Below are 21,465 nucleotides of genomic sequence, written 5' to 3' on the forward strand. Positions count from 1 at the left end.
AAACAAGGATTATATGGAGATAACGTCGGATCATTTAGTGATCATATATTTTGGCAAACCGCTCATCGGTACATACAAAACGATCTGGTTCTTTGTCGCTGCATTGTACATGATGAAGATGAGTTCATCGGACCTCTTCAGCACAGGTGCAGGTGTTACAAACACCACGTTTTCTTCATCTCTGCCCCCAAAAAAGGAAGGACCTTTTCTGTAGGCGACTGGCAAATGATGTAGGGTGGTCGTGTCGGTATGCACTTTATGCATGATCGTTACTTTCTCTACCTGGTAAGGTGTACCACCCTGGTTCTTAATTCTGAAACACAAATACATCAGGTTGTTCAGACTCATCGCCTGCGAAAACGTGACAGTAATATCTTCCGAAGTGGTTTCATACTGACGCTGCACCTTTCGTTGTTTCATAAAGTCTGCTGCGATGTTGCCCACTGTTACGGTATCGACATCCGGCAGTGGTGTGTTATTATCAGCTGCGGATTCCGCAGTGGTAGCGACTGTTGAAGTACCTCCTCCGGCGCCTGCCCCACCCGTAGGTGTCTTTGCCGAAGCACCGCCTGACAGGTTGTACTTCAGTTTAGACAGTTCTACCTTTTCCCGGTAGGCCAGGATCATATAAAAAATATTGTCTCCCTCCCTGATCACCAGATTGGTCGGGCGTGGGTTTGCCACTACCGGCCGGATAAATACGACATTTCCATCTACGATGCGATAGTCGTAATCTGAATTTTTTCCATCTCCGATTTGAAAGGTACTGATGGAAGATCCACAGGTAATAAGGGTGACGGCGCCTTTCGTCGTGATAATACTGTCTGGCTGCGCTTGCCCTGAAGCATTGCTCCATGACAAAAAGCAACAACAGAAAACGCCTAATAGCAAATGCTTCATCTGACTTTTTCCTTGCTTTTGATTTTATGTTTACACAAAACTGCTCCCGGCTTAAAAAACAGGCTCCCCCTCCAGGAGGGGGAACTACAGTTTGTTTATCATCAATAAGTTGAATTGCGGGTGGCCATTTTATGCTTTGTCCTGCTCATATTCAGTATTCCATTCATTCGCATCTTCCCCTTTGTGACCATCCATTTTGATCAGGAAGTTCTTGGCAGGGAAGTATGGTTTCAGGTGTATATCGAGGTGAATACGGTCTTTTTGTAAAGGATCCTGTTCGAAACGGCGGATGTTGAAATCTTCGATCAGTTTATCCGGACCTGTGATGCTATCCAGGAAGCGGATGATCTGTTTCATCAGGTCTTTGCGGGTATTGGCATTGAAGTTTTCAAATGCACGACGGTTCAGGAAGTCCATCAGTACTTTGGTTACGTAGTCAAATACACGAACGACGGAGTAGGTTTGTAAACCGATATTATCTCCATTGAACAATGTCTTTGCACTGAAGGCCATGACCTTGCCGTATTCCTTTACCATTGGGATGAGGCCCATTTTTTCAAGGCTGGCAATTTCACTTTTCTTCAGTTCGAACTTCACACCATCTACTTCGTTGATACCGCCGAATTTCTTACCGGCAGTGACCTGCGACATGAGGGTTTTATATATTTTACCGGCCAGTGCGCCGGAAGGGGGAACGTATAGGTTGTCCTGCTCATTGATCTCGTCGAATTTACCACGGCCTACGAGCCAGTTGGCAGTCATGATCACATTGGAACGATGGATTTCGCCACCGGTCAGGTTAGCCAGTTCAAACATTTCCATTACGTCATCCGGAGCATCCAGGTGAGAGAAGTCTGTGACCAGCATGGCTTTGTTTTCATAGGCGATCTTCGCCCATTTTTCCAGCACCTTGTTGGAACCCAGGTAACCAGGCAGGATCAGTAAACTGTAGTTATCACGCAGATCGAGACGATCGTAGTTAGCAATCAGTTCCTGCTGAATGGCGTCAATGAAGCGGGTATTATCTAAGTCTTTTATCTGATCGGCCTCCACGTTGATAAAGGAGATGTTTTTCACTTTGTCAGACTCAGTATTTTTAAAGAACAGGGCGACGTTGCGGTAAGAAGTTTCCAGTTCTTTGGTCGCTTCTACAGCTTCGGCCAGGTTATGGGTCAGTACGTTGCCTGCCTGTTCGGAATGTTCAGTACAGTAAGTTACCATATCCGGGAGGTCCTGAGCTTCGGTGAGCACTTTTCCCCAGAGTTCCAGTGTTTTTTTCAGGTAGTCTCTTTCTCCTTTTTTGGAGCTTTCGGTCAGGAAGATATTGCGGCGGGCTTTACGTTCGGGATTGAGGTTTTGTACGCCTTCGATGGTGCCTTCCAGCAGATCAAATCCGCCGTACTTGGCCAGTATATCGAGATTTTCCTGTAGTGATGCGGATTGTTTTTGTCCGGGCGCGGTTTGCAGTTTTTCTTCCTGCTGTCCCCCCTGTTGTTTTTGTAATTCTGTCATGGGTAAGAATTAATTGGTACGAACTACTTTTTCAGATCTGCCAGCAGCTCTCTGATGGAACCCAGCAGGGCTTCTCTGGCTGCAGGATCTGCCAGTGCAGCTTTCAGGATCTTGTTTGTTTTCAGGTGTTTCATGATCCTGAGGTACTGTTCTTTTTCAGTAGAGAGGTCGTTCAGGAATTTGCTCTGGGCAGTAATACCTTTCACGCCAAAGTCACCCAGGTTATGGAATTCCAGGTTTTCGGGGATGGTACGGCCGTCGGCATCATGATAGAGCATGTTGACAGTAGGTTTATAATGCTCAAACACATCTTCTACAGAAGTTAATCCCTGTACTATCTCCGGTTTAACAGGGGTTTGCTGGGTCAACTTTTCAGCAAACAGGGTCCGGTTATGGGAGATTTCAACAATGGCCTCATTGGCGTCGAGCTTCACCTCGGTGCCGCCAATTCCGTAATTATCATTCATAATAAATGGTTTTTACTACAATAAATGCGCTATGGTTCTACATTGTAAGTTAACGAATATCCCAGACTAACCCGCCATTTCCATCCACGTCCAGTGCTACTTTCTGGTGTGGTTGCAAGCTTCCTTCTATGATCATTTTTGAAAGCGGTTTCCGCAGTTTGGCACGGATCACTTCTTTCAATGGTCTTGCTCCGTACTGTGGAGAGTATCCTTCTACGGCCAGCTGTTCCTTTGCAGCAACAGATACTTCGAGTTCAATTTGTTGTTGCCTGAGCAATTGCAACAGGTGTTGCAAATGGATGTCAAATATCCTGACTACATTTTCGGCTTGTATGGGTCCAAACGGCACTATTTCGGTCAGACGACCCAGGAATTCAGGGCGGAAATTTTTTGCCATTATTTCCATCAATTGTTGTGATGGCGGGATTACGCCCTGACGGAAAGAATGAGCAATGATTTCACTGCCTATATTGGAAGTGAACAGAACGAGGGCATTGGAGAAATCGCCTGTTTTACCGAGGCGGTCATGCAATTTACCTTCATCCATGATCTGTAAAAAAATATCGAATACAGAAGGGTGGGCCTTTTCAATTTCATCAAACAGTACAACAGCATAGGGTTGCTGACGGATCTTATTTACCAGCAGACCACCTTCTTCATAACCAACATAACCCGGAGGGGCTCCATACAACAATGCGGCTGAATGTTCTTCTTTGAATTCAGACATATCAAACCGGATCATGCTTCTCTCATCCTGAAACAAAAAATTTGCCAAAGATTTGGCCAGTTCTGTCTTCCCGGTACCTGTAGGGCCAAGGAAGAAGAAGGAGCCGATGGGTTGCCCGGGCCGGCTCAGGCCTGAACGGGATTCCAGGATGGCCTCAGATACGGTTTTCAGGGCGTGATCCTGCCCTACCACACGTTTGCGCAACTCCACATCCATGTTCACCAACCGCTCTCTTTCACTGGATTGGATCTTTCCGAGGGGGATACCGGTATTTTCTGCAATCATGGTAGCCAAATCCACGGTTTTAACCGCATTGTGGACTTCCATGACCTGATGATCCAGTTGGGTCAGCATATCGCCTAAAACAGCCTTTAAAGCCGCAATATCTTCGATCTTAGAGACTTCCTGATCAATATGCAGCCTTGTGGTGAGCAAAGCACTTAAGCGCTGCATACATTGCTGGTAGCACCAAAGTAATTCCGTACGATCGTCTTCGATAGCTTCAAATTGCTTACGCAGATCGTCAACTACCTGCTTACCTGTATCTGCTGTAGTACGAATAGCCGCCAGCGTACGGTCTAATAAATTAATCGCACTATCCGGCAAACTACGTTCTTTGAGATAACGGCGTGACAGGCGGATGGCTTCTGTGATCACTTCGTTATCCACAGTGAGGTTGTAATAACTTTCATAATCAGGCATCACTGCTTTGATCATTCTTGCGGCCAGGGCTTCGTCTGGTTCCGGCAGGTTCATGGTTTCAAAACAATGACGGAGCAGGCTATCCGGTTCTATCATTTTGCGGAAACCTTCAGGGGTGCAGGAACCGATCACGATGAGTTCTCCCTTGCCAATAGCAGCTTTGAGCACATTGCCCATCCCACCGGCAGAGCCGGGTTGCTTGTCCAGCAAGGTGTGGAGGTTGTCGATGAACAATACATGACGCCCCCTCTCCTGCAAATGGGAGATGATCTGCTGAAGCCTGTCTTCCAGTTCGTTTTTATACGCAGCACCGGCTATGAATGCACCATAGTCGAGTGCATACATATCAGTTTGTAGTAACTGTGCAGGGGCTTGTTTTTGCACGATGGCTCTTGCGAGTGCTTCGGCCATACTTGTTTTGCCCACACCTCCTTCACCTATCAGGAGAATGCTGGAACGCCCTTTACGGGAGAGGATTTCCAGCATGGTACGTACTTCTGCATCTCTGCCTGCCAGTGCATGCTTCATTTGCAGGTACTGAGGGTCAGTGAGGCGATAAATGTATTTCAGTTTTCCTGCGGCAGCGGGTTGTTTGGGAATGCCATTCAAATTTGGTTGCGGCACATCTTTGATAAAATGTGTGAGCAACTGTGTACGCTGTACAGGAAATGATTTGAGTTGTTCGAAAGTAAAACCTACACCCGGGGTACTAATCGCTACCAGCAAACACCAGGCATCTGCCATATCCATATCGTATTCCAGACGGATAGAATCGGCTTCCTGTAGTACATTGCTGGCATTGTCATCGGCCTCAGGCTCATCCGGAATACGGGCACCTTTGGGTAAACCATCCAGTCTTACTTCGGCCCATTCTTCGAGGTAATATATATCGATCCCCATTGCCTGTAAAGCGGCAGTGAGATTCAATTCTTTATGCAAACATGCCAGTAAAAGGTGTGCAGGAGTATATTGCACATGCTGATGTTCCTTGGCGAGGGCCTGGGCAATACGTATGGCAGCCTGCACCTCCGGAGCTTGAATTGTATAAGTAGCCAGGGTCATTTGGATGATTCAAGGTTTTTCTAAAAATATTATCCTATCAAGGGTTAATACTATTTTGGGTCATTATTACGGGGTAAAGATACGCGAAAATGTATATAAATTATTTATTAAGCGGTTTATCATTGCCCTTTTCCTCATAGCTGTTGAAACGATAAAAGTTTTACCACTCCCCTGTTTTTATTACGGTAATAGTTAAACGACTACAATTCAATCAGATTTAATCACAATGTAATTCTTATACACATACGTTTAAATCTTCACTTAATGATTAATCATTAAGCGAAAACCATTAATTTTTTATTTTATTAACAGGGGTAGCGGATGTAATTTTAATCGAAGAAACGTCGAACTAGCATCGAACAAGCGTCGAAGAACAGTCGAACAACACTCGAAGAACACTCGAACAACACTCGAAGAAAGCTTAAACAACATTCGAAGAAACGCCGGACAAAAAAAATTTCCAATATCTCACAGAATAAATATCTTCGTGGTGACCATATTTCTCGTTAATCCGGCAATTGAAATTGATATAACCCCAATTCATTGCCTACACCATAAATTTATTGTTAAAAACAAAACCTTCAAGGTATGTCATTCAAAGCTGTAATGCGATTAGACGGTGAAGAAATCAATGTACTGGACTGTCAGTTTTCTTTTACCCAACACACAGATCATAATGGTAAGCCCGCCGCCCGCCCCATCGGAGGCTCATTGACCGTTCTGCTTGAGTCAGACGGCGACACCAATCTGTTTGATTGGATGATCTCTAATACGCAGACAAAGAGTGGCAGTATCATCTTCTATCGCCGCGATGCGATGTCCAAAATGAAGGAGCTCAAATTTACCGATGCTTATTGTGTAGAATATTTTGAGCATTTTCAGGCCAGCGGCGAAATTCCTATGCAGGTAAAGCTGGTACTCTCTGCCAGGGAAGTACAGCTTGGTAGCTCTACCTTCCAGAATCCATGGCCACAGGCTTAACATAATTGCGTATGGCACAGTGATTTTTTCAGCACTGTGCCATCTGTTTTTTTGGCCCAAAAATGGTATCAAAGTTTGACAGATTTGGTTTTGGAAAGTAAACTAATACTGTATGAGAAGATTTATGATACTTTCGGGACTGCCATCAGGAATATCCGTTCACGTTATAGCTCAGAAAACGATTTGATGTGTATGATCATCAGCCGCATTGTTGTATAGTAATGTAACCACAACCAAGGATGGTAATGTGAATGAATTACCGGGATTTAATGAATGGAATGTACTTTCAGGCAATACCCTGCAACTGACTGTAAATACAGATGACTAAGTCACCAATTATACGATCACTTTCTCTGGTGAAAGTGTGGCACTGAAACCTGTACAGGGCAGTGGTATTTCTGAGATTTTGAACCAGCCATTAGTACTGAAAAAGAGACAATAACTGCATGAATAAACATCTTCCAATCGCCCACACAGTACTGAAATAGAAACAATAACTGAATGAATAAACATCTTCCAATCACCCACACAGTACTGAAGTAAAAACAATAACGGAATGAATAAACATCTTCCAATCGCCCACACAGTACTGAAGTAAAAACAATAACGGAATGAATAAACATCTTCCAATCGCCCACACAGTACTGAAATAGAAACAATAACTGTAGCATGAATGAACATAATCCGATTGCCCAACTGGTGCTGAAAATCCAGCAGGCCTGGATGGACAAAGTCGCTAATAAACCTACATTCAAATTTGTACGTGTGCTGATCAAGCCTGAGGAATCGCGGGTGTATGAAGGATTTTGTAAACTGGAATCGACTGCGAACGGTCGGTTACCAGAGGTATTTGTAACACAGCTGACAGCATTCACAGATACAGATACTTTCAGTGGTGCATTGAGATCCCACAATTATTAGAAAGAGGATTACGGATTGCCAAACAAGGGATGTTGCAAAAAGATCCTGCCTGCTTACCACTGGTTATACAATTTTACGGTTACCAGGCAGCCTATGCACAAATCAGGAGACGATTCTCTGAAGCAATCCCTTTATATATACAACAGGCAGAATTTGCAGAACAGCAAAATTTGCCAACTTCGGCACTGAATGCCTGGTACCAGGCAGCAGAGTTGTGCAGGCGTAAAGATACAGGCAGACATTATGATGTGTTAGAAAAAGGATACAAAGCAGGCGTCCATTTATCGGATGATGAAATCAGCGCCTCTATATATATTTATATACTACGTGACTACTACGGGTATGCATTTGCAAATAAGCTGTCTGCTATAATAGAAGATATAGATGCCAAAATGAACCGTTTATTCGGTCCGGAATGGAAGGCGGATGTAGATAAAATCAGGAAAAACCGCGCCCCAATGTTACTCCCAACCGAAATTTCCAATACAATTAATTGAAAATCAATCATAAAAAATATTACCCTACAAAGTTGGTGGAGTAATAGAAATTCCCTTATCTTTGTGTTGTTAATAACAGGCAATCATCTAAAAATTTAATCACATGCCTAACAGAACAACATCAGAAAAATTCAATGGCCAATTTTGTTCTACAACCCCAAATGCCTGCTGTTGTATGTGCATGTGACATTAGCCTATTATACCGTTTCTTAAAAATCGAACTACCATTAACAAATCAAATCAACCTTACTACCATGGCCACTATCAATAACAATTTATACAGATACGCTGACATCGCTCCTGAATTCGAAGTTGAATTTTTTCCTAAAAGAAGCCAGGACAGAACTCCGATCCAACCATTACAGGCAGGTGAGACTTTACCTTCCTTCCATATACATAAAAAGAACATCATTGCTACTTCTGATACGCTCAAAACACTGAATGGTTCTCTACCTGTAACACAGGTAATTGACGGTCCACTGGTGCTGGCGTTCCATTCTATTCACTGGAATAACTATGGTAATACACTGCTGGAAAAACTGCAGGAAGTATATGCTGATATCCGTGTATTAGGTGGTCAGCTGGTAGTAGCAACCACTGATGATAAACAAACTTTTGAAAACGCTACTGCACAGTATCAGCTGCCATTTGCTACGATCTTTGATCAGTACAATGGTATCGCTAAGAAGGCAGGCTTATATGCTACGACTGACCCTATCTGGGATAGAGTAGCAGGTATCGAAGCAGATGTACCGGTTCCGGGTATTTATGTGCTGACACCTTCTCTGAAAGTTGTGTATGCGAGTGTGGACAAATGGTTTGACCAGCCATTTGCAAAAGAAGCCCTGCTGGAAGCTTTGGAAGCAGCTAGTCAGGAGCAGGAACATGCAATTGCTATATAAGACTATACATATTTTGAGCAGTGAGGCTGACCAAAAAGCAAAATGAAGGTCCTGACAATTGCTTAAACGATGACAGGGCTCCATCAGGTACCCGAATAAAATGAGGCTGACCATTACTTTTTGGTCAGCCTCATGTATATTACTTTCATGTCTACTAAACGTCATGATGAAGATGCCTCCACCTGGACCACCGTTGTCTGGACGACGTTGCTGACTATCATTGGTTTTGGTTTTGCCTTGCTGCGGTATATGCAGTTTTACCACAGCTTCGACGCAGGTAGTTTTACCCGGTTATCCAGGGTAGAACTTTTCATTTACCGGGCTACCGGTCAGTGGGGCCTCATTGCTATTATGCTCCTCATGGGTTTTGTGGGCCTGTTTAACGCGATTATTGCTTTTCGTGAAGTAAGACGCAGGTAACCTGTGGAGGATGGGCAAATGCCTGCCAGGCCGCTTCTGATTCTGCTACTGATAAATCATTGTTGAATACCACTATGCGATAACGCTGCCTGTACTCCCTGCCATATTCCAATCGCCACTGCTTCATTTTCGTCGGACTGTAATTCAACATCAGTTCCCCATGTTGTGCTTTATCATCCCATATACGCAAAGGTTGCGGTGCGTCAAAATTGTCAGGTGCACAGAGGATTAACATGCCAGAAAGACCTTTGGCAGTATTGCCTGTTATTTTTACCCAGCGGGCGCGGGTGCTGTCTGTATTATTGCGGGTGGTACCGGCATCGGTGATCAAAGTGGTGTTCCCTGCTTTCCAGTCGGCAGTGGCCCTTAAACCAAATCCGCCACCGTAGCGGTATTGCAGCAGGGTAATGCCATCTGTTACAGCGCAATTCAGTGTTGAGGTGTAATCCCATATATAACGGCTGGTATCCTTACCACTGGAATAGACTTTTACATCCAGCAATTCATCTATGGCTGGCTCCTCCCCTGCTACATGGCGTTGCAGTGCTTTGAACCCTCCCCATACGTTGCCCATGGTTTTGCTTACAAAACTTACAAATTCTACCCGGCCTTCTTTCTTTTGCAGGTTCCAGAAGTCAACTTCTTTTCCTTTGAAGGAAGTATGTGTCCAGGGGTTCCAGATGCCATAGTGATGATAATGATCCTTGGGCTGTATATTGGTCAGTATCTGGCCATTGGGGGCATATAAAGGGTGGATAAACCCACTGCGCTGATAAATACTATCTACCCCGGGAGGTGCTTTCATCACGGATGCATGATATTGTAAACGCACCTTGTCCAGGTCTGTGAGTGTCAACACCCCTGTGCTATCAACAACAGACCAGATAGTATTTGGAATTAGTTTTGATTGGTGCGGCTTCTCTTCCAGCTCAAATACACGTGTTTCTCCGGGTTGGGTATTACCCCTCAGTAATATCCAGATCCTGCCGGGTTCGACCTGGAATGGGGTTTGAATGCGTTCTTTCCCTTTGATCTCTACCAGCTGCATCTGTTCTCCATCCACCAAATTATCGAAAGCTGTACTAACGGGTAAATTCGCACAGGAATACCCTCCTGCTTTTACAGTAAACCGGGCTACCTGCTGTGCCTGCAAATGGATAGTGCAACACAGCAACAACAAAATAAGGGTACTATTTTTCATAACCGACTATTTCAGGATTGCACCTGTACCCGGCCTGTCGGCATAGTAGATCTTCCCGTCTATGATCTTCACACCATCCGCCACATCTTCTGCCAGTAACAACGGACCATCCATATCTACATAATCCAGGTAAGGCAACAGGTGGGCCACTGCCGATGTGCCGACTGTACTCTCATTCATACTACCGGTCATCACTTTCAGGCCCAGTTCCCGTGCTTCGGCAATCATCCTGCGGGCAGGCGTGATTCCCCCACACTTGGTGAGCTTGATATTGATGCCATGGAACAACCCTTTGCAGGCAGCTACATCTGACTCAGTGATACAACTCTCATCGGCGATCAATGGCAGTGCAGATTTCGCAAATACTTCTTTCATACCTTCCCTGTTTTCAGCAGGCATAGGTTGTTCGATGAACTCTACGCCCAGTTCTGCAAAAGCAGCGGCATTGCGCAGGGTTTCTTCCACGCCCCAGGCACAGTTCGCATCGACTCTGAAGGTGGCATTTGTATGCTTGCGTAATTCTTTTATGATAGCAATATCATCTTTTGTACCCAACTTGATCTTGTAGATGGGCCAGGGAAATTCTTCCAGCTTTTTCACCATGTTCTCTACGGTATCGATGCCGATGGTATAATCCGTCATCGGGTTATGAGCGATATCCAGTCCCCACACTTCATACAGTTTCTTCCCTTGTATTTTCGCATACAGGTCATGAGCTGCCAGGTCCAATGCACAGAGTGCAAAGAGGTTATCTTTCAGCAGAGGGTACATGGTTTCCCAGAATGCTTCAGGTGTTGTAAGCTGATAGTTTTCGATGAGGGCACGGTGGGCATTGATATCTTCCATGAGCCGGGGTACGGTCATGTGATAATAAGCATTATCAGCAGTTTCTCCCAGGCCACTAAATCCATCCTGTTCCAGGGCTACGACCAGTAATGGCTGTACATCTTTGGACTTACGTGAGATCGTAAATGTATATCTAAACTTTAATTCGAATGGATGTAGTGTCAATTGCATAGGATATAAATATAATAAAACATTCAGGAAAGCGAATATTCACCCACGGGAATGATACCCATTTTCAAAAAAAAGGGCAGTATCTGGTGATACTGCCCTTTTCAAACTATTTACACTAAAAGCTTATTTCACTTCTTCGAATTCTGCATCGGTTACACCTTCATTGCCAGCTGTGCTGCCATGAGGTTGTTCCTGACCGCCCTGTGGTTGTGCACCACCTTCCTGTGTAGCTTTGTACATTTCTTCAGAAGCTGCGGTCCATGCGTTGTTCAGTTCAGCTACAGCTGCATCTACAGCTGCTACTTCCTGTGTTTTGTGCGCTTCTTTCAGCTTGCCCAGGGCAGCTTCAATCGGTGCTTTTTTATCTGCGGAGATCTTGTCACCATATTCCTTCAGTTGTTTTTCTGTCTGGAATATCAGGCTATCTGCCTGGTTCAGTTTCTCGATCTTTTCACGTGCTTCTTTATCGGTAGATTCGTTCGCTTTTGCTTCAGCTTTCATCTTTTCGATCTCTTCCTTGCTCAAGCCGCTACCTGCTTCGATACGGATGTTCTGGCTCTTACCAGTTCCTTTATCTTTTGCAGTTACGTGCAGGATACCGTTCGCATCGATATCGAAGATCACTTCGATCTGAGGAACGCCACGTGGTGCCGGAGGAATATCGTTCAGGATGAAACGGCCCAGTGTACGGTTCTGAGCAGCCATTGGACGCTCACCCTGCAGTACATGGATCTCAACGCTAGGCTGGTTGTCAGCTGCGGTAGAGAAGGTTTCAGATTTCTTACTGGGAATAGTTGTGTTAGACTCGATGAGACGGGTCATTACACCACCCATAGTTTCGATACCGAGAGACAGTGGGGTTACGTCCAGCAGCAGTACATCTTTTACTTCACCGGTCAGTACACCACCCTGGATCGCAGCACCAATCGCTACTACTTCATCAGGGTTTACACCTCTGTTTGGTTTTTTACCAAAGAATTTCTCTACTACTTCCTGAATTTTAGGAATACGGGTAGAACCACCTACCAGGATCACTTCATCAATTTCGGAAGCACCCATGTTCGCATCTTTCAGTGCTTTACGGCAAGGCTCCAGTGTTCTTTCCACCAGGCTGTCGCTCAGCTGTTCGAATTTAGCGCGGGTCAGTTTTCTCACCATGTGCTTAGGTACGCCGTCTACAGCGGTGATATAAGGCAGGTTGATTTCAGTTTCCTGAGAAGAAGACAGTTCGATCTTTGCTTTCTCTGCTGCTTCTTTCAGACGCTGCCATGCCATTGGATCTTTGTGCAGGTCAACCGCTTCGTCCTTTTTGAACTCTTCAGCCAGCCAGTCCATGATCACTTTATCGAAGTCATCACCACCTAAGTGAGTATCACCATTGGTAGATTTTACTTCAAATACGCCATCGCCCAGTTCCAGTACGGATACGTCGAAGGTACCACCACCTAAGTCAAATACTGCGATCTTGCTATCCTGGTGTTTCTTGTCCATACCATAAGCCAGTGCAGCTGCGGTAGGTTCGTTGATGATACGGCGTACATTCAGACCAGCGATTTCACCAGCCTCTTTTGTAGCCTGACGCTGAGCGTCGTTGAAGTAAGCAGGAACAGTGATAACTGCTTCGTTTACTTCCTGACCCAGGTAGTCTTCTGCTGTTTTCTTCATTTTCTGAAGGATCATTGCAGAGATCTCCTGTGGTGTATATAATCTACCGTCGATGTCAATACGGGTCGTATTGTTTTCACCTCTGGCTACTTTATAGCTCCAGTGAGGAATTTCATTAGACACCTCGTCAAAATGGCGCCCCATAAAACGCTTCACTGACATAATGGTGTTAATTGGGTTTGTGATAGCCTGACGTTTTGCTGGGTCACCCACTTTTCTCTCCCCGTTCTTCAAAAACGCTACCACGGAAGGGGTCGTCCTGCGCCCTTCATCATTTGCAATTACTACCGGCTCGTTACCTTCCATTACGGCAACGCAAGAGTTGGTAGTTCCTAAGTCGATACCTATTATCTTTCCCATAGTTTATATAATTCTCGATTGTAGTTGTAGATAGATTTGTCTTCTTCGGGCTATAAGTCAATCTTTATGCCAACGGGATATGACATGTAATTATGTCAGTCGAGGTTGTCAGTATCGTAGAGGTGCCTACCCATAACGGTTCGGCATAGTATTTGACCCGATTGCCAAAATTTTGACCTTATATTATGAAAAAATCTATTCTTGCTGTACTGCTGGTAGCTTGCGCTGTAGCAGGTGCCAAAGCACAAACCCTCACTTTCGGCGTTAAAGGCGGTTTAAATGTAGCCAAACTGACAAACGTTGATAATTCACATACAAGAGCTTCTATTTACGCAGGTGGTTTTGCCAATTTTGCGCTGAATGACATGTTTGCCGTGCAGCCAGAACTGCTGTATTCCGGTCAGGGGTTCTATTACAGGGATGCTTTAAATAATAAATACACGACCAAACTGGGTTACATTAATATCCCCGTGATGTTTCAGGTTCATCTGGTAGAAGAGTTCTTCCTCGAAGCGGGCCCCCAGGTAGGTTTGCTGGCATCTTCCAAAGTAAAGGCTGGTAAAGTGACCGTTGATACCAAAGATGACATGACAACAGCTGATTTTGGATTAGGCTTTGGCCTGGGCTACCAGTTCCCTATCGGTGTAGGTGTTACTGCACGCTATATGTTTGGGCTGACGGATGCATATAAAAATGCCACAGAAACACATAAAAACAGTGTTGCGAGCATTGGTTTGTCTTATACTTTCAATAAGAAGTTTAAGTTATAATAGTTAATATACACTGCTTTAAAAACGCTTTTACCTGCGGGTAGAAGCGTTTTTTTTTAAGAGGAGGCCCTGCGGCAGCAAGGAAAAGGTCGATTTTTTTCTTTCCTGATGAGACGCACTTACTGAGAGGGGAAATCTGGAACCGATCCGTTACCTTTGCCGTTCGCAACAATGTTTCAGCATGAGTGTAGTATTAAATATAAGAACGGCTGCGGCCAAGGCCATCAAGGCCATTTTTGATCAGGAAGTTCCTGCTCAGGGTATTGCCATCAATTCTACCAAACCTGAGTTTGAAGGTGAATACACCATCCTTGTTTTCCCTTTTACCAAATTCAGCCGACTGAAACCAGAAGAAACCGCTGATAAACTGGGTGCTTACCTGGTAGCTAACTTCCCTGACCTCATTGCTGGCTATAATGTCATCAAAGGGTTCCTGAACCTTTCCATTGCTGAAAAGTACTGGGTACAGGACCTGCAACAACGCTTTAATACCAGAAATATTGGCAGAAAACCAGCCAATGGTAAGAAGGTAATGGTGGAATACTCTTCTCCTAACACCAACAAACCACTGCACCTGGGTCACCTGCGTAATAACTTCCTTGGCTATGCAGTATCCGAAATTCTGAAAGCCAATGGTTATGAAGTCATCAAAGCAAACCTCGTCAATGACAGGGGTATTCATATCTGTAAATCCATGCTGGCATGGCAGATCTTTGCCCATGGCGATACCCCGCAAAGTACCGGTATCAAAGGTGATCACCTGGTAGGCGACTACTATGTGAAGTTCGAAAGTATCCTGAAAGAACAGACCGAGCCGATCATGATCAGAGCACTGGAAAATGATTTCAGAGACTTTAGTGGTGAAGACCTGGACAAAGTACAGAAGCTGGTCACTGCCGCTCAGAAGCCTGAAGTAAAGGCTGATGCAGAAAAAATCAAAAAGATCAACGACGATATCAAGGAACTGGCAAGGAAACAAACAGAGATCATGCAGCAGGCAAAGATCATGCTGCAACAGTGGGAAGCTGGTAACCCTGAAGTACGTGCCCTGTGGAGTACTATGAATGGCTGGGTGTACGAAGGTTTTGATAAAACTTACAAACGACTGGGCATCAACTTCGACAAGATGTATTATGAGAGCAATACCTACCTGCTTGGTAAAGACCTCGTAGAAGATGGTCTGAAAAAAGGTGTGCTGTTCAAAAAAGAAGATAACTCTGTATGGATTGATCTCACTGCGGATGGGCTGGATGAAAAACTCCTGCTGCGTGGCGATGGTACCTCTGTATATATCACGCAGGACCTGGGTACTGCCCGCCTCAAGTACGAAGACTTCCACATGGATCGTAGTGTGTACGTGGTGGCAGATGAACAGAACTATCATTTCAAAGTACTACAGCTGATCCTGCAAAAAATGCAGGAACCAGGTGCGGATGGCATCTTCCACCTGTCTTATGGCATGGTTGAACTGCCACATGGCCGTATGAAGAGCCGTGAAGGTACCGTGGTAGATGCTGATGACCTGATCGATGAAATGATTACGACTGCAAAGGAAAATACCAAAATAGAGAAACTGAAAGACCTGAGTGATGACCAACTGGATGGTCTGTATGAAATGATTGGTTTGGGTGGTCTGAAGTTCTTCCTGCTGCGTGTGGATCCTAAAAAGAAAATGGTATTCGATCCAAGAGAATCTATCAGTCTTCAGGGCTTCACCAGTGCATATGTGCAATATGGCCATGCACGTATCAAATCAATTCTCCGTGATGTAAATCCTGATGTCACTAAGCTGGAAGGCTACTGTCATAAGGGCAGCTTGTTGCCATTGGAGAAGGAGCTGATCCTGCTGAATGAGCAATATGAGAATGTGCTGGAAGAAGCAGCGAATGAAATGAGTCCGTCTGTCATTGCAAATTATGTGTATAATCTGACGCAGACTTTTAATAGTTTCTATACTGCTGAGAATGAAGAAGGAGGATACACTTATCCTGTTAGGAATGCAGAAACGCCTGAAAAGCAGAAGCTGCGTACACAAATCATTATGCTGACTGCCAATACAATCAAGTCCGCGATGAAACTGTTGGGTATTGATGTACCTGAGAAAATGTAAATATTTCTAAAAAAAGCTTTTAAATATTTCTAAAAAAGGCATCCGGATCGGATGCCTTTTTTTCTGAAAATGGTTTTCATTCCCCATTGGTGAATTCCCTCTTTCATGAATGCTTTTATTATAAGCTTGCAGTGATTATAAGCTAGTAGTCGCCTGGTCACACAACTCCTCTCCTTTCTTTGTATCACCGTGACCGATATATGATTTTCCCAGCATAAACCTTGCAAAGGCATTTTCTGGTTGAATGTTTAATAATTGCTGCCAGTAAGTGATCGCCTGCTGATAATCCCCATTTACATAACTATTCTGCGCAATCGCCTGAATAGCTGCTGTATCCTTTGGACGTAGGTCCAGACAGCGATGCAGGTGGCGAATACCTTTAATATATTGTTTGGATTGCAGACAGGCAGTACCTATGTGAAGATAATAATCTGCATCGCGTTTGTACCCATTGTCTGCTGCTGCTTCAAATGCCGATACGGCTTCGGCAAACTGCCGGTTATTAAAATAGATCACACCTAAAGCATAGTAGAAAAGTGGTTCCTTCGGTTCCTTTTCTATGGCTGCTTTGATGGTATGCAGGTAAGAGCTGTCGCCACCTGGACCTTCACTATGATAATATGTGATAGCTGGACATAAAGGTGGAAATTCCGTTTTGCATGGAATCAGAGAATAACGCGTGCGGCTGTAAGTAGTGTGCACAGTGAGCAATGCCAGCACAAGCATACATAGGATACGGATATACAACATAGGTTCGAGTAGTCCGTAAAGATAATCAAATTCTCTCTACTCCATATCTTCAGCAGTGAATCCGAATGGCAGCAGGTGTTGGGCTGTCTGCAGGATGTACACTTTTCCGCTCTGTCCACTCATGATGATACGGATAGGTTTATGTTGCCTGTTTTCGTATTCAGAAATGGTCTGGCGGCAGATGCCACAGGGAGAAATGGGGGCGTCATTCTTACCACCGTTCTTGTTGTTATAACTAACAGCGATGGTATCGATGCCTACGCCGGGATATAAGGAAGACGCAGTTGACAAGGCCGTTCTTTCTGCACAGATGCCTACAGGGTAACTCGCGTTTTCCTGGTTGGTACCGGGTACGGTTGCTCCATTTTCTAATTGAATGATGGCGCCTACGTAAAAATTAGAGTACGGTGCATAGGCGTTTTCCGTGACTTTGCGGGCTTCGTTGAGCAGTTTTTCATCTGCCTGAGAGAGCTCGCTACTATCATTGTAAGAGGTGTATTCGAATGTAAATTTTTGATTGTCCATACCTGAAATTACGAAAAAAATGGATGAAAGGCCTGTAGCCAGCTACTTTGCACGATGATCATAGCTCAATGCTTCGGTCGCTTTCCACTTTCCATCGACCAATAGCCAGACGATTGTGAATCTCGCCACACCTGTCTGGTAACGGGGCTTTCCTTTCTCTGTGATATAAAATGCATGGTCACCATTTTCAATAGCACCATAGAGTACGCCATCTTTTGCCAATGGAAAGACCTGTAGTGTACCGGGAACTAAAAACCTTTCTAACTTATTCTCCTGTTTGCAAATACCGGTTTGCATGCTTTCGATAAAGGCTGCTTTGCCAAAGGTGATACCCCCTTTATCATGATAAAAACGGAAATCATCTGCGAAGATGTCATTGTAGGGTTCGAGGTTACAAGTGTTGAAACCGATATCGAAGATCAGGCTGTCACCAGTTTTGATGGCTTTATAAAGGGTGCTGGTATCGGCTACCTGGGCGAACAGATGACTACTGATCAAACAAAAACTACAAAGGAAGAAGGCTTTCATGTGTTATTGATTTTATAACACAAAGAACGGGAAGTGGGATAGGGAGACGAAAAAGAACTGACGAATTGAAGGAATACACTGACAAAAAACTCTTTTGAAGAAGTAATTCACCAACGGGAATAAAACCTATTCCCAACAAAACATTCTTGAAAAAGGGAATTTACCAATGGGGAATGAAAACCATTTTCAACACAAAAGCCATTGCCTGCGGCAATGGCTTTTGTATAAGAATTTTAATTGGACTACTTAATTGTTCTGAACAGACGGCTCCAGCGAATACTGCCTTTACCATAGCTCATCCAGATCAACCACGCTTTACCTACCACATGATCTTCCGGCACAAAACCCCAGTAGCGGGAATCCAATGAGTTATCGCGGTTATCCCCCATCATCCAGTAATAGTTCATTTTGAATGTATAGGAGGTAGCAGGTTGGTCATTGATAAAGATCTGACCGTTCCTGTTTTCCAGCTTATTGCCTTCGTACACGCTGATAATGCGATCATAGAAAGCAATAGTAGTGGCATCGATCTTTACGGTTGCATCTTTCTTAGGAATGTACAGCGGGCCGAAATTATGTTCTGTCCAGTGGTAGTGTGCAGTATCATGTGGGAACACTGCCACTTCTTCAGGATTTGGATTTACAAATGGTACGAGGTTCGTTACCACCGGCCAGGACTTCAGGGTCGCTGCTGCTGCTGATGTCAGGTTGTACCTGTACTTAACAGAATCGTAAGGACCATCCGTACCTGCGTCGATATCCATTTCATCCAGACGGGAAGGGTTCAGGGCATCACCTGTAGTGGTTACCCAGTAACGGCGCTCACTTTCTGATGGAATAGGCGCCTGCTGCCCGTTGATGTATACAACACCTTCTTTTATAGTGAGGGTATCGCCTGCAACAGCCATACATCTCTTAATATAGTTTTCTCTTTTATCCACAGGGCGGGAAATCACGTGATTCTGCTCCCACACTGTTTCGCGGCCATAAGCACGCACCATCTGGTAGTAGCTCTGGTCCTGGTTTTCCAGGGCCACTGTATCACCTTCAGGGAAGTTGAACACCACTACATCATAGCGTTTTACATCAGAGAATCCAGGTAAACGTCTGTATTTCCAGTGTACTGCTTCAGAATAGGCTTTGGAATACTTTGTAAACGGCAGGGTGTGATGGGTAAATGGTACTGCCAGTGGCGTCATTGGGATACGTGGGCCGTAACTGATCTTGCTTACGAACAGGAAGTCGTTCACAAGCAAAGTTTTTTCCATAGACGGGGTAGGAATTGTATATGCCTCAAAAATAAAAGTGCGGATCAGGGTAGCAGCGATGATAGCGAATATGGCTGCATCAAACCACTCTCTTATTGCAGATTTTTTCTTCTTTGGCTGACCCTCGTTATTCTTCTTCCAAAAAGCCAGGTTCATTCAGATGGTGTTTAAGATAGTTAATTTTACAAATATAATATTCTGTTGTTTGCAAGCTACTGAATAACAGATAAAAGTTTTCTTAAAATATTTTAATACTGTTTAGTTCAGCTCGTTTTTTAGTATGTCGGTAATTTCCTTTGCCCGGTTATATACCATAAAGTGACCGCCATCGGGGATCACGTAATCCGCTTTGACAGTACTGATCGGTAAAGTTAGGTCTTTACCGCCATGGATGTGCACCAGAGAGGAAGGTATCACTTCATTTTCCCAACCGATGAGGATCTTTATGGCCCAACGGAGGTACACAAAGTCCGTATTTCTCGCATAATCCAGGAGTAATTCCTTCTCTGCCGGTGATTCTGCATTCAAAAAGAAGGGGATCATCAGGTCCCGGTGCTTTCCAAAAAGGATGGCATCCGGCAAAGCAAGTAACGTAAGCAGGCGGGTACGACGTACCAGGTTGAAATAGGCAGGGCGCTCTGCGGTGGTCTTGATACTGCTGATCAGGATTACTTTGCGCACAGGGCGCTGGCGGGCTATTTCGACTGATAGCATACCTCCCAGGGATACACCCACCAGGGTAATATCTTCATCGGCAGGAATATGTGCTGTCATGCGGGAAGCGTAGCCGGCAAGGGTTTCGTCCGGCAGTGGGGTGAGCCAGGGAATGAAATGGACGATATACTGATCCGGAAAAGTAATGTTCTGAAACACCCGTTCATCGGAGCCCATACCACTTAACAAGTATAGGTGTTTGGCCATGGTGATTAACAAATTGGAAAAAACGCTTCTGCTGTTCAGCAGAAGCGTTTTTTAATATTATGCATTCACTTTCTTCTTTTCTCTGTTAGGCACTACATAGTCCACTACATCTTCAGAAGTGATGGTCTTGCCGGAAAGAATGACCAATCTCGCTACCACGTTGCCCAGTTCACGGATATTACCGGACCAGTTGTGGTTTTGGAGCGCTTTCATGGCATCCTTCTCAATACCTTTCTTTGCCATACCATATTCCTGACAGGCACTTTCCAGGAAGTGTTCTACCAGGGCAGGGATGTCGTCACGACGATCGTTCAGAGAAGGTACGTGAATCAGGATCACGGAGAGACGGTGATATAGGTCCAGACGGAAGTTCTTGTCTTCCACTTCTTTCAGCAGGTCTTTGTTGGTAGCGGCTACCACACGAACATCTACGCTGATCTCCTTATCGCCACCTACGCGGGTGATCTTACCTTCCTGCAAGGCACGGAGTACCTTGGCCTGTGCGCTGAGGCTCATATCGCCAATTTCGTCAAGGAAGAGGGTACCACCGCTGGCCTGTTCGAATTTACCGATACGTTGCTTTACGGCAGAGGTGAAGGAACCTTTTTCATGACCAAAGAGCTCACTTTCTATCAGTTCGCTTGGAATAGCAGCGCAGTTTACTTCTATGATAGGGCCGGAAGCACGGTGGCTACGCTCATGGAGCCAGCGGGCTACCAGTTCCTTACCTACCCCGTTTTCACCGGTTACCAGTACACGGGCATCAGTAGGCGCCACCTTTTCGATGGTTTCCCTGATCTTCAGGATAGGAGCTGACTGGCCGATCATTTCCTGGGTTCTGTTCACTTTGCGGCGGAGTACTTTGGTTTCTGCCACCAGGGTACTTTTGTCCATCGCGTTGCGCAGGGTGACTAACAACCTGTTCAGATCCGGAGGTTTGGAGATATAATCATAGGCTCCTTTTTTCACGGCATCCACCGCTGTATCGATATTGCCATGGCCTGACACCATCACAATGGGAACATCCGGATTTGCTTCTTTTGCTTTTTCCAGAAATTCCAGCCCATCCATTTTAGGCATTTTAATATCGCAAAGGACCGCATCATACTGCTTTTCTTTGAACATCTTAAAGCCTTCGGCGCCGTCAGCAGCTTCGTCTACCTTGTAACCTTCGTAGCTTAAGATCTCCGACAGTGTTTTGCGGATACTTTTTTCGTCATCTATTATCAGAATGTTGGCCATATCTTGGTTTTGGTGAA

The 21,465-nt window shown here is 44.8% G+C and carries 20 protein-coding genes; 7 read left to right on the forward strand and 13 right to left on the reverse strand.

What is annotated here, in order from left to right; translation table 11 throughout:
• Nucleotides 1-30 precede the first annotated feature (30 nt).
• The 4 genes from BW716_RS01765 to BW716_RS01780 all read right to left on the reverse strand — a co-directional run bounded on the left by BW716_RS01765 (nucleotide 31) and on the right by BW716_RS01780 (nucleotide 5,370).
• Nucleotides 31-900, reverse strand: coding sequence for a hypothetical protein (locus BW716_RS01765; RefSeq protein ID WP_143708687.1), 870 nt, complete (start codon nucleotides 898-900; stop codon nucleotides 31-33).
• A gap of 129 nt (nucleotides 901-1,029) precedes the next feature.
• A complete protein-coding gene (locus BW716_RS01770) occupies nucleotides 1,030-2,412 on the reverse strand; it encodes a DUF5458 family protein (protein ID WP_083720387.1) in 1,383 nt (460 codons plus the stop codon).
• Between the two features lie 23 nt (nucleotides 2,413-2,435).
• Complete coding sequence (locus tag BW716_RS01775) at nucleotides 2,436-2,879, reverse strand: hypothetical protein (RefSeq protein WP_083720388.1); 444 nt, start codon at nucleotides 2,877-2,879, stop codon at nucleotides 2,436-2,438.
• Nucleotides 2,880-2,928: 49 nt separating this feature from the next.
• On the reverse strand, nucleotides 2,929-5,370 hold the full coding sequence (locus BW716_RS01780) for an AAA family ATPase (protein WP_083720389.1): 2,442 nt from the start codon (nucleotides 5,368-5,370) through the stop codon (nucleotides 2,929-2,931).
• 588 nt (nucleotides 5,371-5,958) lie between these two features.
• Between BW716_RS01780 and tssD the strand changes: the two genes are divergently transcribed.
• From tssD to BW716_RS01810, 5 genes are all read left to right on the forward strand, one after another.
• Nucleotides 5,959-6,351 carry a type VI secretion system tube protein TssD gene (gene tssD, locus BW716_RS01790; protein WP_083720391.1) on the forward strand — a complete coding sequence of 131 codons (393 nt, stop codon included), beginning with the start codon at nucleotides 5,959-5,961 and terminating at the stop codon, nucleotides 6,349-6,351.
• Between the two features lie 669 nt (nucleotides 6,352-7,020).
• The gene (locus tag BW716_RS01795; RefSeq protein ID WP_083720392.1) at nucleotides 7,021-7,272 is read left to right on the forward strand and encodes a hypothetical protein; all 252 of its coding nucleotides are present in this window, start codon (nucleotides 7,021-7,023) and stop codon (nucleotides 7,270-7,272) included.
• Nucleotides 7,273-7,301: 29 nt separating this feature from the next.
• Nucleotides 7,302-7,769 carry a hypothetical protein gene (locus BW716_RS01800; protein WP_083720393.1) on the forward strand — a complete coding sequence of 156 codons (468 nt, stop codon included), beginning with the start codon at nucleotides 7,302-7,304 and terminating at the stop codon, nucleotides 7,767-7,769.
• Between the two features lie 254 nt (nucleotides 7,770-8,023).
• Nucleotides 8,024-8,671, forward strand: coding sequence for a redoxin domain-containing protein (locus BW716_RS01805; RefSeq protein ID WP_179090966.1), 648 nt, complete (start codon nucleotides 8,024-8,026; stop codon nucleotides 8,669-8,671).
• A gap of 147 nt (nucleotides 8,672-8,818) precedes the next feature.
• Complete coding sequence (locus BW716_RS01810) at nucleotides 8,819-9,091, forward strand: hypothetical protein (RefSeq protein WP_143708689.1); 273 nt, start codon at nucleotides 8,819-8,821, stop codon at nucleotides 9,089-9,091.
• Here BW716_RS01810 and BW716_RS01815 read toward each other — a convergent pair.
• The 3 genes from BW716_RS01815 to dnaK all read right to left on the reverse strand — a co-directional run bounded on the left by BW716_RS01815 (nucleotide 9,060) and on the right by dnaK (nucleotide 13,334).
• Entirely contained in the window at nucleotides 9,060-10,292 is a 1,233-nt protein-coding gene (locus tag BW716_RS01815) for a PmoA family protein (protein ID WP_083720396.1), read from the reverse strand. The two genes, BW716_RS01810 and BW716_RS01815, sit on opposite strands and share 32 nt — an antisense overlap.
• A 6-nt stretch (nucleotides 10,293-10,298) precedes the next feature.
• Nucleotides 10,299-11,309, reverse strand: a complete 1,011-nt coding sequence (locus BW716_RS01820) for a dipeptide epimerase (RefSeq protein WP_083720397.1) — start codon at nucleotides 11,307-11,309, stop codon at nucleotides 10,299-10,301.
• 123 nt (nucleotides 11,310-11,432) lie between these two features.
• Nucleotides 11,433-13,334: a molecular chaperone DnaK gene (dnaK, locus tag BW716_RS01825; RefSeq protein ID WP_083720398.1), complete on the reverse strand. Its 1,902-nt coding sequence runs from the start codon at nucleotides 13,332-13,334 to the stop codon at nucleotides 11,433-11,435.
• A gap of 185 nt (nucleotides 13,335-13,519) precedes the next feature.
• Here dnaK and BW716_RS01830 point away from each other — a divergent pair, with 185 nt between their 5' ends.
• Together BW716_RS01830 and argS are read left to right on the forward strand one after the other, a co-directional pair.
• A complete protein-coding gene (locus tag BW716_RS01830; protein WP_083720399.1) occupies nucleotides 13,520-14,104 on the forward strand; it encodes a porin family protein in 585 nt (194 codons plus the stop codon).
• Between the two features lie 181 nt (nucleotides 14,105-14,285).
• Nucleotides 14,286-16,214 carry an arginine--tRNA ligase gene (gene argS, locus BW716_RS01835; RefSeq protein ID WP_083720400.1) on the forward strand — a complete coding sequence of 643 codons (1,929 nt, stop codon included), beginning with the start codon at nucleotides 14,286-14,288 and terminating at the stop codon, nucleotides 16,212-16,214.
• Between the two features lie 135 nt (nucleotides 16,215-16,349).
• Here argS and BW716_RS01840 read toward each other — a convergent pair whose 3' ends face one another.
• The 6 genes from BW716_RS01840 to BW716_RS01865 form a co-directional block, all read right to left on the reverse strand.
• Complete coding sequence (locus BW716_RS01840; protein WP_083720401.1) at nucleotides 16,350-16,964, reverse strand: tetratricopeptide repeat protein; 615 nt, start codon at nucleotides 16,962-16,964, stop codon at nucleotides 16,350-16,352.
• Between the two features lie 36 nt (nucleotides 16,965-17,000).
• Nucleotides 17,001-17,489: a cytidine deaminase gene (cdd, locus tag BW716_RS01845; RefSeq protein WP_083720402.1), complete on the reverse strand. Its 489-nt coding sequence runs from the start codon at nucleotides 17,487-17,489 to the stop codon at nucleotides 17,001-17,003.
• Nucleotides 17,490-17,531: 42 nt separating this feature from the next.
• On the reverse strand, nucleotides 17,532-18,017 hold the full coding sequence (locus BW716_RS01850) for a nuclear transport factor 2 family protein (protein ID WP_083720403.1): 486 nt from the start codon (nucleotides 18,015-18,017) through the stop codon (nucleotides 17,532-17,534).
• Nucleotides 18,018-18,259: 242 nt separating this feature from the next.
• Complete coding sequence (lepB, locus tag BW716_RS01855; protein ID WP_083720404.1) at nucleotides 18,260-19,441, reverse strand: signal peptidase I; 1,182 nt, start codon at nucleotides 19,439-19,441, stop codon at nucleotides 18,260-18,262.
• 102 nt (nucleotides 19,442-19,543) lie between these two features.
• Nucleotides 19,544-20,206, reverse strand: a complete 663-nt coding sequence (locus BW716_RS01860; RefSeq protein WP_083720405.1) for an alpha/beta hydrolase — start codon at nucleotides 20,204-20,206, stop codon at nucleotides 19,544-19,546.
• 57 nt (nucleotides 20,207-20,263) lie between these two features.
• Entirely contained in the window at nucleotides 20,264-21,448 is a 1,185-nt protein-coding gene (locus BW716_RS01865; RefSeq protein ID WP_083720406.1) for a sigma-54 dependent transcriptional regulator, read from the reverse strand.
• Nucleotides 21,449-21,465: the final 17 nt, after the last annotated feature.

This window comes from [Flexibacter] sp. ATCC 35208 (genome assembly GCF_001975825.1).
In the GTDB taxonomy this organism is placed as follows: Bacteria; Bacteroidota; Bacteroidia; order Chitinophagales; family Chitinophagaceae; genus Chitinophaga.

Bases quoted from the DNA above. Each gene is read 5' to 3' on its own strand.
- BW716_RS01765 (WP_143708687.1), bottom strand. From the start codon at position 900: ATGAAGCATTTGCTATTAGGCGTTTTCTGTTGTTGCTTTTTGTCATGG.
- BW716_RS01770 (WP_083720387.1), bottom strand. From the start codon at position 2,412: ATGACAGAATTACAAAAACAACAGGGGGGACAGCAGGAAGAAAAACTG.
- BW716_RS01775 (WP_083720388.1), bottom strand. From the start codon at position 2,879: ATGAATGATAATTACGGAATTGGCGGCACCGAGGTGAAGCTCGACGCC.
- BW716_RS01780 (WP_083720389.1), bottom strand. From the start codon at position 5,370: ATGACCCTGGCTACTTATACAATTCAAGCTCCGGAGGTGCAGGCTGCC.
- tssD (WP_083720391.1), top strand. From the start codon at position 5,959: ATGTCATTCAAAGCTGTAATGCGATTAGACGGTGAAGAAATCAATGTA.
- BW716_RS01795 (WP_083720392.1), top strand. From the start codon at position 7,021: ATGAATGAACATAATCCGATTGCCCAACTGGTGCTGAAAATCCAGCAG.
- BW716_RS01800 (WP_083720393.1), top strand. From the start codon at position 7,302: ATGTTGCAAAAAGATCCTGCCTGCTTACCACTGGTTATACAATTTTAC.
- BW716_RS01805 (WP_179090966.1), top strand. From the start codon at position 8,024: ATGGCCACTATCAATAACAATTTATACAGATACGCTGACATCGCTCCT.
- BW716_RS01810 (WP_143708689.1), top strand. From the start codon at position 8,819: ATGTCTACTAAACGTCATGATGAAGATGCCTCCACCTGGACCACCGTT.
- BW716_RS01815 (WP_083720396.1), bottom strand. From the start codon at position 10,292: ATGAAAAATAGTACCCTTATTTTGTTGTTGCTGTGTTGCACTATCCAT.
- BW716_RS01820 (WP_083720397.1), bottom strand. From the start codon at position 11,309: ATGCAATTGACACTACATCCATTCGAATTAAAGTTTAGATATACATTT.
- dnaK (WP_083720398.1), bottom strand. From the start codon at position 13,334: ATGGGAAAGATAATAGGTATCGACTTAGGAACTACCAACTCTTGCGTT.
- BW716_RS01830 (WP_083720399.1), top strand. From the start codon at position 13,520: ATGAAAAAATCTATTCTTGCTGTACTGCTGGTAGCTTGCGCTGTAGCA.
- argS (WP_083720400.1), top strand. From the start codon at position 14,286: ATGAGTGTAGTATTAAATATAAGAACGGCTGCGGCCAAGGCCATCAAG.
- BW716_RS01840 (WP_083720401.1), bottom strand. From the start codon at position 16,964: ATGTTGTATATCCGTATCCTATGTATGCTTGTGCTGGCATTGCTCACT.
- cdd (WP_083720402.1), bottom strand. From the start codon at position 17,489: ATGGACAATCAAAAATTTACATTCGAATACACCTCTTACAATGATAGT.
- BW716_RS01850 (WP_083720403.1), bottom strand. From the start codon at position 18,017: ATGAAAGCCTTCTTCCTTTGTAGTTTTTGTTTGATCAGTAGTCATCTG.
- lepB (WP_083720404.1), bottom strand. From the start codon at position 19,441: ATGAACCTGGCTTTTTGGAAGAAGAATAACGAGGGTCAGCCAAAGAAG.
- BW716_RS01860 (WP_083720405.1), bottom strand. From the start codon at position 20,206: ATGGCCAAACACCTATACTTGTTAAGTGGTATGGGCTCCGATGAACGG.
- BW716_RS01865 (WP_083720406.1), bottom strand. From the start codon at position 21,448: ATGGCCAACATTCTGATAATAGATGACGAAAAAAGTATCCGCAAAACA.